This window comes from Brevundimonas sp. FV2ps16 (assembly GCF_058681075.1).
Window position 1 is genome coordinate 2,902,209 of the sequence record NZ_CM178728.1, and the last position, 15,460, is coordinate 2,917,668.

Annotated in this window: 15 protein-coding genes; 6 read left to right on the plus strand and 9 right to left on the minus strand. The window is 66.3% G+C overall.

Features of this window, described 5'->3' with window-relative positions:
* Positions 1-13: 13 nt before the first annotated feature.
* On the plus strand, positions 14-2,062 hold the full coding sequence (locus ACW170_RS14015; RefSeq protein WP_492087257.1) for a M13 family metallopeptidase: 2,049 nt from the start codon (positions 14-16) through the stop codon (positions 2,060-2,062).
* A 92-nt stretch (positions 2,063-2,154) separates the two neighbouring features.
* Here ACW170_RS14015 and ACW170_RS14020 read toward each other — a convergent pair whose 3' ends face one another.
* From ACW170_RS14020 to ACW170_RS14035, 4 genes are all read right to left on the minus strand, one after another.
* On the minus strand, positions 2,155-2,355 hold the full coding sequence (locus ACW170_RS14020; RefSeq protein WP_492087258.1) for a YMGG-like glycine zipper-containing protein: 201 nt from the start codon (positions 2,353-2,355) through the stop codon (positions 2,155-2,157).
* 166 nt (positions 2,356-2,521) lie between these two features.
* Positions 2,522-2,941, minus strand: coding sequence for a nucleoside-diphosphate kinase (gene ndk, locus ACW170_RS14025; protein ID WP_492087259.1), 420 nt, complete (start codon positions 2,939-2,941; stop codon positions 2,522-2,524).
* Positions 2,942-3,016: 75 nt separating this feature from the next.
* Positions 3,017-3,439: a type II toxin-antitoxin system VapC family toxin gene (locus ACW170_RS14030; RefSeq protein WP_492087260.1), complete on the minus strand. Its 423-nt coding sequence runs from the start codon at positions 3,437-3,439 to the stop codon at positions 3,017-3,019.
* The gene (locus ACW170_RS14035; RefSeq protein ID WP_492087261.1) at positions 3,436-3,747 is read right to left on the minus strand and encodes a type II toxin-antitoxin system Phd/YefM family antitoxin; all 312 of its coding nucleotides are present in this window, start codon (positions 3,745-3,747) and stop codon (positions 3,436-3,438) included. The genes ACW170_RS14030 and ACW170_RS14035 overlap by 4 nt, the downstream gene beginning before the upstream one ends.
* 47 nt (positions 3,748-3,794) lie before the next feature.
* Here ACW170_RS14035 and ACW170_RS14040 point away from each other — a divergent pair, with 47 nt between their 5' ends.
* Together ACW170_RS14040 and ACW170_RS14045 are read left to right on the plus strand one after the other, a co-directional pair.
* A complete protein-coding gene (locus ACW170_RS14040; RefSeq protein ID WP_492087262.1) occupies positions 3,795-5,684 on the plus strand; it encodes an ABC-F family ATP-binding cassette domain-containing protein in 1,890 nt (629 codons plus the stop codon).
* 60 nt (positions 5,685-5,744) lie between these two features.
* Positions 5,745-6,128, plus strand: coding sequence for a hypothetical protein (locus ACW170_RS14045; protein WP_492087264.1), 384 nt, complete (start codon positions 5,745-5,747; stop codon positions 6,126-6,128).
* Positions 6,129-6,134: 6 nt separating this feature from the next.
* Here the strand turns inward: ACW170_RS14045 and ACW170_RS14050 are convergent, their stop codons facing one another.
* A complete protein-coding gene (locus ACW170_RS14050; protein ID WP_492087265.1) occupies positions 6,135-6,836 on the minus strand; it encodes an AIM24 family protein in 702 nt (233 codons plus the stop codon).
* 130 nt (positions 6,837-6,966) lie between these two features.
* Between ACW170_RS14050 and ACW170_RS14055 the strand changes: the two genes are divergently transcribed.
* On the plus strand, positions 6,967-7,743 hold the full coding sequence (locus ACW170_RS14055; RefSeq protein ID WP_492087266.1) for a DUF4198 domain-containing protein: 777 nt from the start codon (positions 6,967-6,969) through the stop codon (positions 7,741-7,743).
* 299 nt (positions 7,744-8,042) lie between these two features.
* A complete protein-coding gene (locus ACW170_RS14060; RefSeq protein ID WP_492087267.1) occupies positions 8,043-9,401 on the plus strand; it encodes a PAS domain S-box protein in 1,359 nt (452 codons plus the stop codon).
* A 744-nt stretch (positions 9,402-10,145) separates the two neighbouring features.
* Here the strand turns inward: ACW170_RS14060 and ACW170_RS14065 are convergent.
* The 3 genes from ACW170_RS14065 to ACW170_RS14075 all read right to left on the minus strand — a co-directional run bounded on the left by ACW170_RS14065 (position 10,146) and on the right by ACW170_RS14075 (position 14,240).
* Positions 10,146-12,635 (minus strand): glycoside hydrolase family 3 protein, encoded by a 2,490-nt coding sequence (locus ACW170_RS14065; RefSeq protein WP_492087268.1) that lies wholly within the window; start codon positions 12,633-12,635, stop codon positions 10,146-10,148.
* Positions 12,636-12,875: 240 nt separating this feature from the next.
* The gene (locus ACW170_RS14070) at positions 12,876-13,511 is read right to left on the minus strand and encodes an alpha/beta hydrolase family protein (protein ID WP_492087269.1); all 636 of its coding nucleotides are present in this window, start codon (positions 13,509-13,511) and stop codon (positions 12,876-12,878) included.
* A gap of 39 nt (positions 13,512-13,550) precedes the next feature.
* Entirely contained in the window at positions 13,551-14,240 is a 690-nt protein-coding gene (locus ACW170_RS14075; RefSeq protein WP_492087271.1) for an alpha/beta hydrolase family protein, read from the minus strand.
* Positions 14,241-14,330: 90 nt separating this feature from the next.
* Here ACW170_RS14075 and ACW170_RS14080 point away from each other — a divergent pair, with 90 nt between their 5' ends.
* Positions 14,331-15,122 carry a LytTR family DNA-binding domain-containing protein gene (locus ACW170_RS14080; protein ID WP_492087273.1) on the plus strand — a complete coding sequence of 264 codons (792 nt, stop codon included), beginning with the start codon at positions 14,331-14,333 and terminating at the stop codon, positions 15,120-15,122.
* 67 nt (positions 15,123-15,189) lie between these two features.
* Here ACW170_RS14080 and ACW170_RS14085 read toward each other — a convergent pair whose 3' ends face one another.
* Positions 15,190-15,399 carry a DUF3126 family protein gene (locus tag ACW170_RS14085; RefSeq protein ID WP_008261149.1) on the minus strand — a complete coding sequence of 70 codons (210 nt, stop codon included), beginning with the start codon at positions 15,397-15,399 and terminating at the stop codon, positions 15,190-15,192.
* Positions 15,400-15,460: the final 61 nt, after the last annotated feature.

Here is a 15,460-nt window from a genome sequence, read left to right on the forward strand (position 1 = left end):
GACCTTATTCTTCATGCAACGTATTCGCCTGATGGCCGCCTGCTCGGCCTGTATCGTCGTCGCCCTGACCGGCGGGGCCTCGGCCCAGGACCATTCGCACGGGGCCCATGCCGCGCCTGGCTTCGGCGCGTGGGGCTTTGACCTGGCCGGTCGCAACACGGCGGTCAAGCCGGGCGACGACTTCAACGAATACGCCAACGGAACCTACCTCAGCACCACAGAGATCCCCGCCGACAAGGCCCGGTTCGGCCCCTTCGACGTCCTCTATGAGAACGCCCAGTCCCAGCTGAAGTCGATCATCGAGACCAGCGCCGCCAATCCGGTCAACGCCAACGCCCAGAAGGTCGGCGCCCTCTACGCCAGCTTCATGGACGAGGCCCGCGTCGAACAGCTGGGCGCCGCGCCGATGGCCGCCGACCTCGCCGCCGTGAAGGCTGTGACCGACCACGCCGCCATGGCCCGCCTGATGGGCGCCAGCCATTCGGGCTTCGGCGGTTCGCTGTTCGGCGTCGCCGTGTTCGAGGACCTGCAGAACCCGAACATCAACTCGGCCTATCTGGCCCAGGGCGGCCTCGGCCTGCCCGACCGCGACTATTATCTGAAGCCGGACTTCGCCGCCCAGCGCGAGGCCTATCTGGCCTATCTGACCCAGACCCTGACCGCCATCGGCTGGACCAACCCGGCCCAGAGCGCCGCCGACATCCTGGCCTTCGAGACCAAGGTCGCCGAGAAACACTGGACCACGGTCGAGCGTCGCCAGATCGACAAGCTCTACAACCCGTCCAAGGTCGCCGACCTGGCGACCCTGGCCCCCGGCTTCGACTGGACGGCCTTCCTCGACGGCGCCCAGGTGGGGAACCTCGACACCCTGGTGCTGATGGAGAACACGGCCTTCCCGGGCATCGCCCAGGTCTTCGCCGAAACCCCGATCGAGACCCTGAAGGCGTGGGAAGCCACCCAGATCGTCGATCAGGCCAGCCCCTATCTGTCCAAGGCCTTCGTCGACGCCCGCTTCGCGTTCCGCGGCAAGACCCTGCGCGGCCAACCCGAAAACCGTCCGCGCTGGAACCGGGGCGTGGCCCTGGTCGACGGCCAGCTGGGCGAGGTCCTGGCCCAGGAATATGTCCGCCTGCACTTCCCCGCCTCGTCCAAGGCCCAGATGGAGACCCTGGTCGACAACATCCGCGCGGCCATGACCGAACGACTGAAGACCCTGGACTGGATGAGCGAGGCGACGCGTGAGCAGGCGCTGTACAAGATGTCCAAGTTCGGGGTGAAGATCGGCTATCCCGACAAATGGCGGTCCTATGACGGGCTCGAACTGACCGCCGGCGACCTGTACGGCAATGTCGAACGCTCCTCGGCGTTCGAGTGGGCGTATCAGCGCGGCAAGATCGGCAAGCCGGTCGATCCGCTGGAATGGGGCATGACGCCCCAGACGGTGAACGCCTATTACAACCCGCCGCGCAACGAGATCGTCTTCCCGGCCGCCATCCTGCAGGCCCCCTTCTTCGATCCGAACGCGGACCCGGCGGTCAACTACGGCGGCATCGGCGCGGTCATCGGCCACGAGATCACCCACGGCTTCGACGACCAGGGCCGCAAGTCCGACGGCGACGGCGTGCTGCGCGACTGGTGGACGCCGGAAGACGCCGCGCGCTTCGAGGCGCGCGCCAAGGTGCTGGGCGACATCTACAATTCGCTGGAGCCCCTGCCCGGCGTCCACGTCAACGGCGACCTGACCATGGGCGAAAACATCGCCGACCTGGGCGGCTTGCTGCTGGCGCTCGACGCCTATCACAAGTCGCTGAACGGCCAGCCGGCCCGGGTGATCGACGGCCTGTCGGGCGACCAACGCGTCTTCCTGGGCTGGGCCCAGGTCTGGCGCGAGAAGTCGCGTGAGGCGGCGCTGAAGGAACAGCTGACCACCGACCCGCACTCGCCGGGCTCGGTCCGCGCCGCCACCTCGCCGCGCAACATCGACGCCTGGTACGCGGCCTTCGGCGTCTCGCCGGACCAGAAGGCGTACATCGCCCCGGAGGCCCGCGCCCGCATCTGGTAAGCGATCACACAGCCCTAACGAAAAAGGCCCGGAGCATCGCTCCGGGCCTTTCTTTTCAGCCGTTGGGCTTTTCAGCCGTGAAGCCGAAGGTCTTACTTGGGCGTGGTGGCTGCACCGGCGACGGCGCCGATGGCGGCGCCGGCGACGGTCGAGCCGGTGTTGCCGCCCACGACCTGGCCGGCGACAGCGCCGCCCAGGGCGCCGGTGGCGGCGCGCTGTTCCATGGTCTGGCCACAGGCGGCCAGCAGGGCCACGGCGCCGATGACGGGGGTCAGTTTCAGCAGGATTTTCATAAGGCTACTCCGGGGGGACTGAGACGAGACTGACCCAACGAAAAGGCCCGCGTCCGGTTCCGGACGCGGGCCTTAATGTCTCAGTCGCTGTTGCGAACTGCGGAACGCGACTTGAGCGCTGACTTTGCGCTACGCTTGGGACGCGGTCCCTCGCGGCTTGAGCGCCTTAGCCGACGATTTGGTCGTCGGTGAAGAACTGGGCGATCTCGAGCTTGGCGTTGTCCTGGCTGTCCGAGCCGTGGACCGAGTTCTCGCCGATCGACAGGGCGAATTGCTTCCGGATCGTGCCTTCAGCGGCTTGTTCCGGGTTGGTGGCGCCCATGACTTCACGATAGGCGGCGACGGCGTTGTCGCCTTCCAGCACCTGGACGACGACCGGCTCGGCGGTCATTTGCTCGACCAGCTCGCCGTAGAACGGGCGTTCGGAGTGGACTTCGTAGAATTTCTTGGCCTGGTCGGTCGATAGCTTGACGCGGCGCTGGGCCACGATGCGCAGGCCGGCGCCTTCGATCACGGCGTTGATCGCGCCGGTCAGATTGCGGCGGGTCGCGTCGGGCTTGATGATCGAGAAGGTGCGTTCGGTCATGGGAATTGACTTCTTGTTAGGGAGAATAAGGTCGCGGGCTTATAGCGACGCCCCGCCCCCGCGCCAAGTCGTCTTTCAGCAGGCGATGGCGCGCACGTGACCAGCGGCAGCGTAGTCCAGAATGGCGCGGTCGCGGGTCACGACGACGAGATCGCCTACCCGAGCCTGCGACACCAGCAATCTGTCAGCAGGATCCTTGTGAAACGGTGCAGGCAGCCTTGCGGCGGTGATCGCCGCCGCCGTCGAAAGAGGCAAAGCCTGCGCACTTGCGCTGGACATCGCCGCTTCAAACCAGACGACTGGATCTCCAGTAATCTGCAGCACGCGCCCCGTTCGGGTCGCGGTCGCCAGCATGCCGATTTCCCAGGCCGAGACCGAAGAGATCCAGAGATCGTCGGCTTGCGCCGCCTTGGCGATGACGTCGCGCGCCTCTTGACGGATCAAAGCTCCAAGAACCATGCGGATGAAGGCGTTCGTGTCCAGAAGGACGCCGCTCATTCTTCATCCCACAGACCACGCTCCGGGTCGCACACCCCGTGGATGGCGGGGTCGTAGATTGGATCATCGATGTCCAACCCCTCAGGTATGACCACTGTGCCCTTCATACCGCCGAAGATGCTGTTGGGGTCCCACGGCTTCTCTGTTGGGTGATCGGGAGACCTTACGACCGCCACCTCCTTGCCGCGTTTGGTGATGCGAACCCTGCGGATCTCGCCCGAGTTCACGCGATCCAGCAGGTCCAGGCACTTGGCCTTGAACTCCGTGGCCGTTATGACGACCTCGCCGCTTACAAGATCATACGTCATGACTGGTCATATAGAGATGACCGGTCAGAAAGTCCATTGCGCCTCCCATGCTCCAGATCACCGACCTGACCTTCAACGCCTGGGGCCGCAAATTCCTCGTGGACGCCTCCGTCAGCCTGCCGCCGGGCTCCAAGGTCGGGCTGGTCGGCCGCAACGGCATCGGCAAGTCGACCCTGTTCAAACTGATCCTGGGCGAGCTTCACGCCGCCGGCGACGAAATCAGCCTGCCCAAGACCGCCCGCATTGGCTCGGTCGATCAGGAACACCCGGCCACCCCCGTCAGCGTCATCGACACCATCCTTGAGGCCGACGTCGAACGCCACACCCTGCTGGGCCGGCTGGAAACCGCCGAGCCGGAAGAGATGGGCGAGATCTGGTCGCGCCTGATCGAGATCGACGCCGACGCCGCCCCGGCGCGCGCCGCCGAAATCCTGGTCGGCCTGGGCTTCGACCAGGAGAACCAGGCCCGGCCGATGTCCGAGTTCTCGGGCGGCTGGCGGATGCGCGTCGCCCTGGCCGCCGCCCTGTTCGCCGAGCCGGACATGCTGCTGCTCGACGAACCGACCAACTACCTCGACCTGGAAGGCGCCCTGTGGCTCGAGGCCCGCCTGAAGAAATACCCGCACACCGCCCTGATCATCTCCCACGACCGCGAGATGCTGAACGAGGTCTGCACCCATATCCTGCACCTCGCGAACCACACCCTGACCCTCTACACCGGCAACTACGACGCCTTCGAAAAGGCCCGCGCCGAGAAGGCCCGGCTGCAGCTGTCGGCCAAGGCCAAGCAGGACGCCGAACGCGCCCACCTTCAATCCTTCGTCGACCGGTTCAAGGCCAAGGCCTCCAAGGCCGCCCAGGCCCAGTCGCGGATGAAGCGGCTGGAGAAGATGCAGCCTGTCGCCACCACCATCGAGGAACGGGTCGCCCCCTTCACCCTGCCCTCGCCGCCGCGCCCGCTGGCGCCGCCGCTGATCCGGCTGGAGCGGGCCAATGTCGGCTATGACGTCGGCAAGCCGATCCTGCGCAATCTGAACCTGCGGATGGACCTGGACGACCGTATCGGCCTGCTGGGCGTCAACGGCGCGGGCAAGTCCACCTTCGCCAAGATGATCGCCGGCGCCCTGAACGTGTCCGAGGGCGAACTGCACCGCGACAAGAAGATGCGCGTGGGCTGGTTCCACCAGCACCAGATCGAGGCGATGGACCCCACCGACACGCCGCTGGAGATCATCCGCCGCGCCATGCCGGATGCGCCCGAAAGCGCCCGCCGCTCCAAACTGGCCCAGTTCGGCCTGGGCTATGAGAAGCAGGAAACCACGGTCGACAGCCTGTCGGGCGGCGAACGCGCCCGCCTGCTGCTGAACATGGTGGCCATGGATGCGCCCCACGTCCTGATCCTCGACGAACCGACCAACCACCTGGACATCGACAGCCGCCGGGCTCTGCTGGACGCCCTGAACGACTATTCCGGCGCCGTCATCCTGATCACCCACGACCGCTCGCTGATGGAGATGGTCGCGGACCGGCTGTGGCTGGCCGCCGATGGCACGGTGAAGCCGTTCGACGGCGACATGGACGACTACGCCAAGTTCGTGCTGGACCGCGCCAAACAGGCCATCGCCAAGCCCAGCCAGATCAAGAAGGAAGAGGCCGCCGCCGCTCCCGCCGCCCAGAACAACAAGGGCAAGAAGAACGACCGCAAATCAGGGCCCTCGCCCTCGACCCTGCGTCACGCGGTCAAGAAGGCGGAGGAGACCATGGCCCGCCTGACCGCCGAGATCGCCCGCATCGACGACGACATGGCCACCGCCTCGGTCAACAACCCCAAGGCCCTGGAAGGCCTGACCCGCGCCCGCGCCAAGACCGAGTCCGATCTCGCAACGGCCGAAGCCGCCTGGGTCGCCGCGGAAGAGGCACTCGCCGAGGTGGCGTAGTCATTGACCTCAACGTGAGACCATGCCCAAATCCCCTGCGACATCCAGGGGGAACCGCTCATGCTCGCCGCACTTCTCGCCATTCTCAGCACCGCCGCCGCGCTCGCCGACGCCGCTCCTTCGACCGCTCGTTACGCGATCGAGGTCTCGGTCGTCAGCGAAGGCGTCGAGACGGTCGCCGCCCGCACCCTGATCAGCGAAGAGGGACGGGCGGAGATTTCGGTTTCCGACGGGAACGACGCCTTCTTCCTCCTGAACGCTGAGCTGGTCGTGCAGGCGGAGAATGAGACGGACGCAGACCTCGGCCTGTTTCTCAACATCGACCATGGCGACCATATGAAATCGGCCCCAAGATTGACCTTGCGGCGCAACGGACAGGCCAAAATGGTGATCGGCGGTACGGACTACAGGCTGAGCCTGGAGGTTTCGCCCGTCACGCCCTGACGATCGTCAGCCCCCGCTGCTGGCCTGCATGTAAGTCTCCTCATAGGGCTGAACCACGACCCAGCCCTCGCCTTCGAACTTCATCTGGATGCTCTCGCCCGAGGCCCGGCCCATCAGGGTCTTGAACGAGATGTCGGTGGCGATCTCCGGCGACAGGCTGCCCGACCAGGCCACGGTGGCGTTAGGGTCGGTGAACACCGGCCCGGTGGCCGCGCTGACCTTCAGGATCAGCGGATCATAGTGGGAGGTGATGGCCACGATGCCGCTGCCGCTCAGCTTCACATTGAACAGGCCGCCGGACATCATGCCCGCGACCCGCTTCATCATGGTGATCTGGTTGCTGACGCCGGTCTCCAGCGCCAGCACGTCATTGCCGTTGGCGAAGATGGTCTCGTCAGCGAGCCGCAGCAGGGTGATCTTCTTGCCCGTATCGGCCAGATAGACCCGCCCCTGGCCCTCCATCTTCATCAGCACCATGCCCTCGCCGCTGACCGCCTTCTTAAGCAGATTGCCGAGCCCCTGCTCCATCAGGCCCTGACGCGTGAACTTCACCTGACCGGTCCGCGCCACCATGGCCCCGGACTTGGCCCAGACCGACCCGTTCAGCCGCACCTCCAGCAAGTATGGGTTCTCCAGCTCGAAGGCCTCGGGGCTGACATCCTTCTCCCTATAGGCGGAGACGAATTCGGCGACGGTCTTCACGGGCATGGGAACCTCAAAAGCGGGGATGTCTGACCCGGCAGCCTGCCCGTCGAAGCGTCGGTCGTGCAAGCTGAAATGAATTGCAAACGACTCTCAATCTTATAATCTCCTCGCCCGAAAGCGGAGGACGCCCCCCATGACTCGCCCCACCATCCACGCCGGCCTGCTGGCCTCCATCCTGGCGGTCTGGAGCGCCGGGGCGGCTCAGGCCCACTCTCCCTATCTGCGGCCGAACCTGTTCGACGCCGGTCGCCGCGACCATGTGACCGTCGAGGCCAGCTTCACCGAAGACGTCTTCAACGCCGAGGTGGTCATGCGCTCCGACAGCTTCCATGTGGTCGGCCCCAACGGCGACACGCCGATCAGCGCCGTCACCTTTCTGCGCGACCTGGCGGTGTTCGAGGCGCCGACGCCGGTGGACGGCCTCTATCGCCTGTCGTCCGGCCCCCGCGCCGGCCGCGCGGCCAAGATGTACAACACCCCCTCCGGCTGGAAGATGGTCGGCGAGGAAGACACGCCGCCGCCGCCCGGCGCCGAACTGGTCGATGTCCAGAGCATCACTGTCGCCGAGGTCTATGTGGTGCGCGGCGCCCCCGACGACGCCGCGCTGAAGCCCACCGGCCAAGGCCTTGAACTCCAGCCCCTGATCCAGCCGAACGAGATCGTGGCCGGCGAAGACGCGAGCTTCCGCCTGCTGTTCGACGGCCAGCCCCTGGCCAACACCCCCGTCACCGTCTTCCGCGAGGCCGGCCTGTACGACGGCAGAAAGATCGAGGCCGAAGCCGCCACCGACGCCTCGGGCGTCCTGACCCTGCGCGTCTCGACCCCCGGCGCCTATATGACCCAGGTCCGCCACCGCACCCCCTACCGCAGCTACACCCACACCCTGACCTTCATCGCCGACGCGGGGTGAGGCGGCGGGCCGCGCCTCGCTTTTGGCTAAGCGCGGCTCCAGTCGAAGCAGCCGGCCGGCGCGCCCAAACCGCCGACGTCCCGGCCCAGAACACCCACGCACGCTTCGCCATCGCCGTCTCCTCTCGGTGGGTGAACAGACGCGTCCGCGCGGGGGCGTTCCATCTCGCCGAGGAGTTTACTTTCCCCTCTCTTGATCACCGGCTTTAGATGAAAGCTTGACCATTGCTGCTCGCATCAGCCCATTGCCACGGATCGAGCGACTATCTACGGTCGTACGCCCGTTGGAAGCAGATGGTCATGAACAAAACTACCGGTATGACCAGCGAGCGCTTAGGGCGGATCGTCGAAGAAGCTGCAAGCGAAGTTTATATATTTGCCGCAAATGACTTCTTATTTCGGCTTGTAAACAAGGGCGCACGTGACAATCTTGGCTATAGCGCTGAAGAAATCTCTCGGCTGACACCTTGGAATATCAAGCCAAATATCAGTCGTTCTGATTTCCTGGCCCTGATCAAACCACTCCAATCTGGCAAGATCGACAGACTTGACTTCGACACCGTCCACATGCGCAAGGACGGCACCACATACAATGTGTCCGTCAAGCTTCAGCTGTTCGACGACGGCGATGACGCAGTCTTCTATGCCGCTATAAAAGACACGACAGATTATCAGCGCGTTGAAGCTGCGCTACGAGAAACAGCCACCCGGCTTGATGTAATATTGAGCAATACGACCATGGCTGTCTTCCTCATGGATGAGCGACAGCACTGTGTATTCATGAACAGGGCGGCGGAGAAACTCACAGGCTACGCCTTCGAAGAAACGACCGGACGCCCGCTCCACGATGTGATCCATCACACCTATCCGGACGGCTCGCACTTCCCCATTTCGGAGTGCGCCATTGACCGCGCCTTTCCGAAGAAGGCCGGGATACAGGGCGAGGAGATTTTTGTTCACAAGGACGGCTCCTTCTATCCCGTCGCCTTCACCGCCAGCCCGATTTACGACGGCGAGGCGAAGGTGGTCGGCACCGTCATCGAAGTGCGTGACATCAGCGAGCAAAGGCGCAGCGAGGAAGCCCGCCAGTTGCTGATGAACGAGGTCGATCACAGGGCGCGCAATGTTCTGTCCATCGTCCAGTCGCTCACGCGACTGACCCGCGCCGACGATGTCGAAACCTACAGGGACGTCCTTGCCGGGCGGATCGGCGCCCTCGCGCGCGCTCAGACCTCCCTGGCTAGTCGGCGTTGGGAAGGCGGGCGGCTGGAGGATGTGGTCAGGGAAGAGCTGGAAGCCCTTTGCCCCAGGGACACCGTGGATACGCAGGGGCCCGAGATCGGGCTTTCGCCCGAACAGGTCCAGCCCCTCAGCATGCTGCTCCACGAACTGGCGACCAACGCCAACAAATACGGGGCCTGCAGCAATGGCGGCGGCCGTGTCTCGGTGACCTGGACGCTGAAGGAGGGTCAGGTGACGCTCCAGTGGCGCGAAACCGGCGGCCCCACGGTTGTTCCGCCGACCCGAGAAGGCTTCGGATCCTCCCTGAAGGCCAGCGTGGTCCGTCAGCTGGGCGGCGCGCTGACCCGCCAGTGGGCGACCGACGGGCTGATCGTCGAAGTCGCCTTCCCGCTCGACCCGCTGCAAACGCCGGCCTGAACGCGCGCCTTCCGGTCGAGATCGGAGGCGGTCCGACAGCCCCCCTCGACGAATACAGACCTGTTGCCCCCCCTGCCCGCTTTCCGGACCGCACCCCATTTCGCAAGTCGACCCTAAGCCGACGTTGCGTTCACCTATTGCAACGACCAAGATAACGGCATGTCACGTCAAACCAATCGTGTCCTCGTTCGGTTGTCAGCTTTGAAGGCGATCGGCCTGATGGGCGTCGCTTGGGTAGGTATCGGATGGCTGTGGTCACAGCCATTTACAGTTTCGGGCTCGATCGAAGAGTTTCTGACGTCAGGCAGCAAGCTGGCGCGGGGATGGCCGTTCGCCGCCATCGCGAGCTTAGTTTTAGGGTCAGCGACTATCTTGGCGATAGCCAAGTTGTTACGCCACAGGGGTTCGTTACTATCTGCCTCGGGACCGGTTCTTCGAAGCCCCTATTTTCGCCAGCCGATAATAATCAGTTCGGCATCTTTTAGCTTGAGGCGCGACAGATTTGGATGGTGCGAGCTGGTAGTTCTCGTTGGCGGCGTCGAGCATAAGGTACCTCTTATGCTAGCGGTCGGCACTCCAGAAATCATTCTTTCGCGAACCGTTGAAGTGGCGGCAGGGTTGCATGTCCCGGAGGTGAAGCCGGATCAAACCTCAGACGCAAGATCGCGGTAGATCAGTCAGGCCAAGTCCGCTTTCTACCCTAAGCGGAAGCTCAGCGCTTCCGCTTAGGGTGTTCACAGCCTCTTATGCCGGGCAGCGCGTTTCGGTCTGGCTGGAGTCCAGCTTGATTTCCGACACCGACACCGTCAGCGTCCCGCTGGTCGCCATGTGGAACGGGACCTCGACCTTGGACAGATCCCCGCCGTCGGTGCGGAAACAGGTCAGGGGGATACGGGCCTCGCGCCACTGGCCAACCGGGGTCGAACGCAGCAGGCCGGTCAGGTCGATCGCCCCGCCGCCCAGCTTGAAGGCCACCGGCGCGCTCGGCGCGGCGTCCACCCGGTAGCGGAAGCCCAGGGCCACCGCCCCATTGGCCTGACGCGTCAGATCGACGGGCGTGCCCCAGATCTCGACGCTGGCGGCGCCGGTTCCGGCAAAGGCGAACTGCTGGCCGCTTTCCTGGGCCAGGTCGTCGACCGGGCGCGAGGCGACGCCTGAGCGCGGGCTGGACGCCGTCTTGGCCGTGCCGGGGCGGGTCTGCCCTCCGGCGTCGTTCAGCAGCAGGCTCCACGGCGAGACGAACCGCCCATCGACGAAGTAGCGGTCCAGATTGGTCGCCTGGGCCGAGACCCTGCTCTCCTCCGACAGCATCCCCACCCGCGCCGGGGCGGCGTAGCTCAGGCCGTAGCCATAGGCGAACTGCGGGTCATAGCCCGGCTGGCCGTGGTTCAGCGGCGTCCCCGTGGCGTCCTTGGGCCAGCTGAAGGACAGCTTGCCGTGGAAGTCGTTGCGCGGCTTGCCGTCGGCGCCGCCCACCAGAATGTCGGCGACCCCGCCGCCCTCGGTCCCCGGCAGCCAGGCGGCCACGAAGGCGTCCGAGGCGTTGATCTCGGGATTGGTCCACATCGGCCGCCCGGACAGGAAGACCGACACGGTCGGAATCCCTGCCGCCTTAAGCCGCTTCAGCGTCTCCAGCGGCGCGCTGGGCACATAGTCCAGATTGTCCACGTCGCCCTGGAACTCGGCATAGGGGGTCTCGCCGAAGACGACGATGGCCACGTCCGGTTTCTGGGTGAAGCTGCCGTCCGCGCTCAGGGTCGCGCTCCCGCCCCCGGCCTTGACGGCCTCCTCGATCCCGCCCCAGATCGACTGGCCCTGGGGGAAGTCGGCGTTGGAATTGCCTGTCCCCTGCCAGCTCAGGGTCCAGCCGCCCGAGGCCTGGCCGATGTCGTCGGCCGCCGTCCCCGCCACCAGCACCCGCGCATTGGCGCGGACCGGCAGGACGCCGTCGTTCTTCAGAAGCACCAGCGACTTGCGCACCGCCTCGCGCGCCAGGGCCCGGTGCGCCGGCGAAGCCAGTTCCTCGAACCGGCCCTCCATCGGCCGGGTCGGCTCAAACAGGCCGGTCTTGACCTTGGCGACCAGGATGCGGCGCACCGCTTCGTCCACCCGCGCCGCGGGGATCTCGCCCGACTTGGCCTGGGCCAGGGTCGAGGCGTACAGCGGCTTCCAGCTGTCGGGCGCCATCAACATGTCGATGCCCGCATTGACCGCCAGGGCGCAGCTCTCATTGGTGCAGCCCGGCAGTTGCCCATGGGCGTTCCAGTCGGACACCACGAACCCCTTGAACCCCAGCGGCCCGCGCAGCACGTCGGTCAGCAGGGTCGGGTTGCCCGAGTGCTTGTAGCCGTTCCAGCCCGAGAAACTGGCCATGATCGATAGCACGCCCGCGTCGATGGCCTGGACATAGCCGCCCAGGTGCACGTCGATCAGCTCCTGCTCCGTGCCCCGGAAATCGCCCTGGTCCTCGCCCTCGAAGGTGCCGCCGTCGGCCAGGAAGTGTTTCGCCGATCCGGCGATATGGCCGGGCGCCAGCGGCCGCCCCGGCTGCAGCTCGCCCTGAAGCCCCAGGGTCATCGGCCCGGCGTAGGACCGCTGGACCTCCGGATCCTCGGCATAGCCCTCATAGGCCCGGCCCCACCGGTCGTCGCGCGGCACGGCCAGGGTCGGGCCGAAGGTCCACTCCGCCCCCGTCACCGCAACCTCAAGCGCCGTCGCCGCCCCGATCCGCCGGATCAGGTCGGGATCGCGCGCGGCGCCCAGGCCGATGTTGTGCGGGAAGATGGTCGCGCCGGGGACATTGTTATGCCCGTGCACCGCGTCGATGCCGTAGATCAGCGGGATGGTCGTGCCGCCGCGCGCCTCGTTGGCGGCGCGGAAGGCGCGGGCCAGGTCCAGCCATTTCTGCGCCGTTGCCTTGTCGTCGCCCCAGGGGCCGGAGCTGCCGCCCGCCAGGATCGAGCCCAGTGGATAGGTCTTCAGGTCGTCCGGCGTGATCGAGCCGATGTCGGCCTGGATCAGCTGACCGACCTTCTCCTCCAGCGTCATCTTGGCCATCAGCTCAGTGACGAAGGCCTCGGTCCGCGCGTCGCTGATCGCCGCCGGGGTCGCCGCCTTGGGCCACAGCGCCGGATGGGCCCGCGAGGCCTCGGGAACCGCCGCCGTCTGGGCAAAGGTTGGGGCGCCGCCGCCTACGGCCAGGGCCAGCACCATCAGGGACACAGTCGCGCGCATCGGATTTTCCTCGCAGGATGAACCAGGAGGCGTGCGTCTGACGGATCGGAAGACAGGCGGACAGCCGCGGCGGAATGGCGACATTCCGGCCCTTGACCCCGTGCGTCTGCTCCCGAGCGATCGATCCGCCGCCCTTCGGCGCGGATTAGGGACGGGACGCGGCGAACCGTCAAGCCATTTTTGAGAACGTTCTCAGGATCGCCTTGCGCACGATGTCGCAGGGCGACCGTGAGCCACGTTTCACGGCCTGGGCGTCGCCAGCAGACGCCCGTCGCCATACCCGCCGCCCAGCCGCCCCATCCGCGCCCAATCCAGCACGGCCTGATAATAGCCGGGCGCATAGCCGATCGACGTGCGCTTGCCGTCCGCCGCCGTCTCGAACCGGACGATGCCGTGGTCGGTGTCGGGGTATTCCAGCAGGGTGACCGGTCGCCCCTGGGCCGCCAGGCCGATCAGCCGTTGTCGTGTGGCTTCGGGCGGCGCGCCGGTGTCGTCCTCCGCCTGGATCCACAGCATGGGCGCGTCCAGGCGGCTCAGCACCGGCAGCGGGTCATAGTCCCAAGAGGTTCCGACATCGAGCACCGGGGCCATGGCGACGATCTGTTCGTTCGGCATATTCAGCAACAGGCCGGTGAACTCGCCCCTGATGTCGCCGAACCAGGGCTGGGCGCGATATCTGGCGCGCACGGCCTCCAGACCGTCGAAGCCGACCGCCCCCCGCGAGGCGATGAAGGCGCCGGTCACATCGGTGATCTCGCGCGCCTGTTCCAGCACATCGGCGTTCCAGCCCTTGGCCTTCAGGTCCAGCATCACCTGGTCGCTGTCCTCGGCCAGCGCGCCATAGGCCAGGCCGAAGCCGACGGTGACGAAGTCCACTGGCGTCAGGCTGGCGGCCAGCGGCGCGATCCAGCCGCCCTAGCTGGCGCCGTGCAGACCGACCCGGCCGACCCGATTTCCGGCCAGCCGACGGGCTTCGATCACAGCAGCGGCGGCGTCCTCGGCCAGCACATGGAAGTCCTGGGTGTAACGGCCCTCCGATCCGCCCGAACCCCGCTTGGCGTAGACGAAGACGCCCACGCCCTCGGCCGGGGCGAACCGCTGGAAGGCGTTGAAGTCCAGCGCATTGGCGCCTTCGGATCCATGCACCTCGACCATGATGGGGACCGGCCCGTGGCCCGGCGGCAGGATCAGCCGCCCCACCAGGCGCGTCCCGCCTTGCCCGACAAAGGTCGTCTCCCGCACGTCCTGATCTAGACGGCGCCCGGTCTGTCCCCCGAAGACGATCCGCCCCTCTTCGCAGGGTCCGAGCTGCGGTTGCGGACCTTCGACGCGGGTGGTGGATCCCAGGTTGCTGACCCAACGACCCTGGGCGTCCAGCATCATCCTGGCCGTGGACCCGTCCAGCCGACGCCACCGTAGCCCCTTGTCCGCCAGCGGCGCGACATCCACCCAACTGCCATCCTCCAGCCGATAGACGCCGACATGACAGACCCCGGCCGGATCGGGCCGCGCATCGACGTCGGCCCCCGGCGCCTGGGCCAGAGCGGGAACGGCGACAGCGGAAATGATGAAAGTCAGGGCGGCGGCGAGCCAGGATTGCGACATGGGTGTTCCGATCAGGGTTGGGTTCTCGCCCAACGCCATTGCCGCGCGGCCGTCGGCTCGCTAGGCCCGAGTTCGCGAACGGCGCCGTGGGTGCGCGAACGGGACGGCATGGGCCACAGGGCGAAGACCATCATCGGGGCGAAAACCGCACGACGCTGGGCCGTCGACGCCCTCATGCTCGCCGCCATGGGGCTGCTGCTAGGTTTCCTCGGCCCCTTCGACTCGAACGATACGCCCCTCGCGCCCCGCTACGCCTACTGGATGATCTGTATGCTGGGCGGCGGGCTGATCGCCGTCGCGGTGGACGAGAGCCTGGGCCGTCGCCTGCCCGTCCTGTGGAGACGCGTGTTCCTCACCTCGGCGCTCGCCACCCCGCTGGTGACCCTGTTCGTCGTCCTGACCCAGCATCTGATGTTCGCAGAGCAGCGCTGGTCGATCTATCTGCCGCTGCTCTGGCAGGTCTGGCCCATCATGCTTGCGGCCATGGCGGTTCGGGCCCTCGTCTGGCGTCGGCTTCCCACGCGCGTCGAGACCCGCACCCTCGTCGTCCCGCCCCTGCCCGAGGCCGAGGCGGTCTTCCGCCGCAGACTATCCGCCAAACGGCGCAGCGCGCGGCTGATTGCCATTGAGGCGCACGACCATTACCTGCGGGTCCATACCGATGCGGGCGCGGAGTTGATCACCCTGCGCTTCGCCGACGCGCTGGACGAACTGGCGCGGGCGCACGGATGGCGCGTTCACCGCTCGTGGTGGGTGGCGGCGGATGCTGTAGAAGAGGTGCGTTGGCGGCGTGGGACGGGCGAAATCCGCCTCGTCGGCGGCCTGACGGCGCCGGTCAGCCGGACCCACGGCCCCGTGCTGAAAGCGGCAGGCTGGCTCTAGGGGCCCCCGCCCGCCGTCGTGCGTGATCGCCCGGTCTGCGCCGGACGATCACGAATGGGACGACAGCCTATTCCGGCAGGTCTTCGGCCAGGATCGCCATCTCGAACATGAACGAGCCTTCCTCGTCCTCGTCCTCGAAGACGATGCCGATGAACTCGTCGCCGACATAGACCTCGGCCGAGTCGTTCTGCTTGGGACGGGCCTTCACAATGATGCCGCCGGTGTTGAAGGTGCGCTTGAGGTGGGCCTCGATGCGCTTCAGGTCGGTGTCTTTCACGGGGGGCCTCATGGTCTTGGGTTGGCGGCGGACCCTAGAGAAGTCGGGCCGTAAGGGGAAC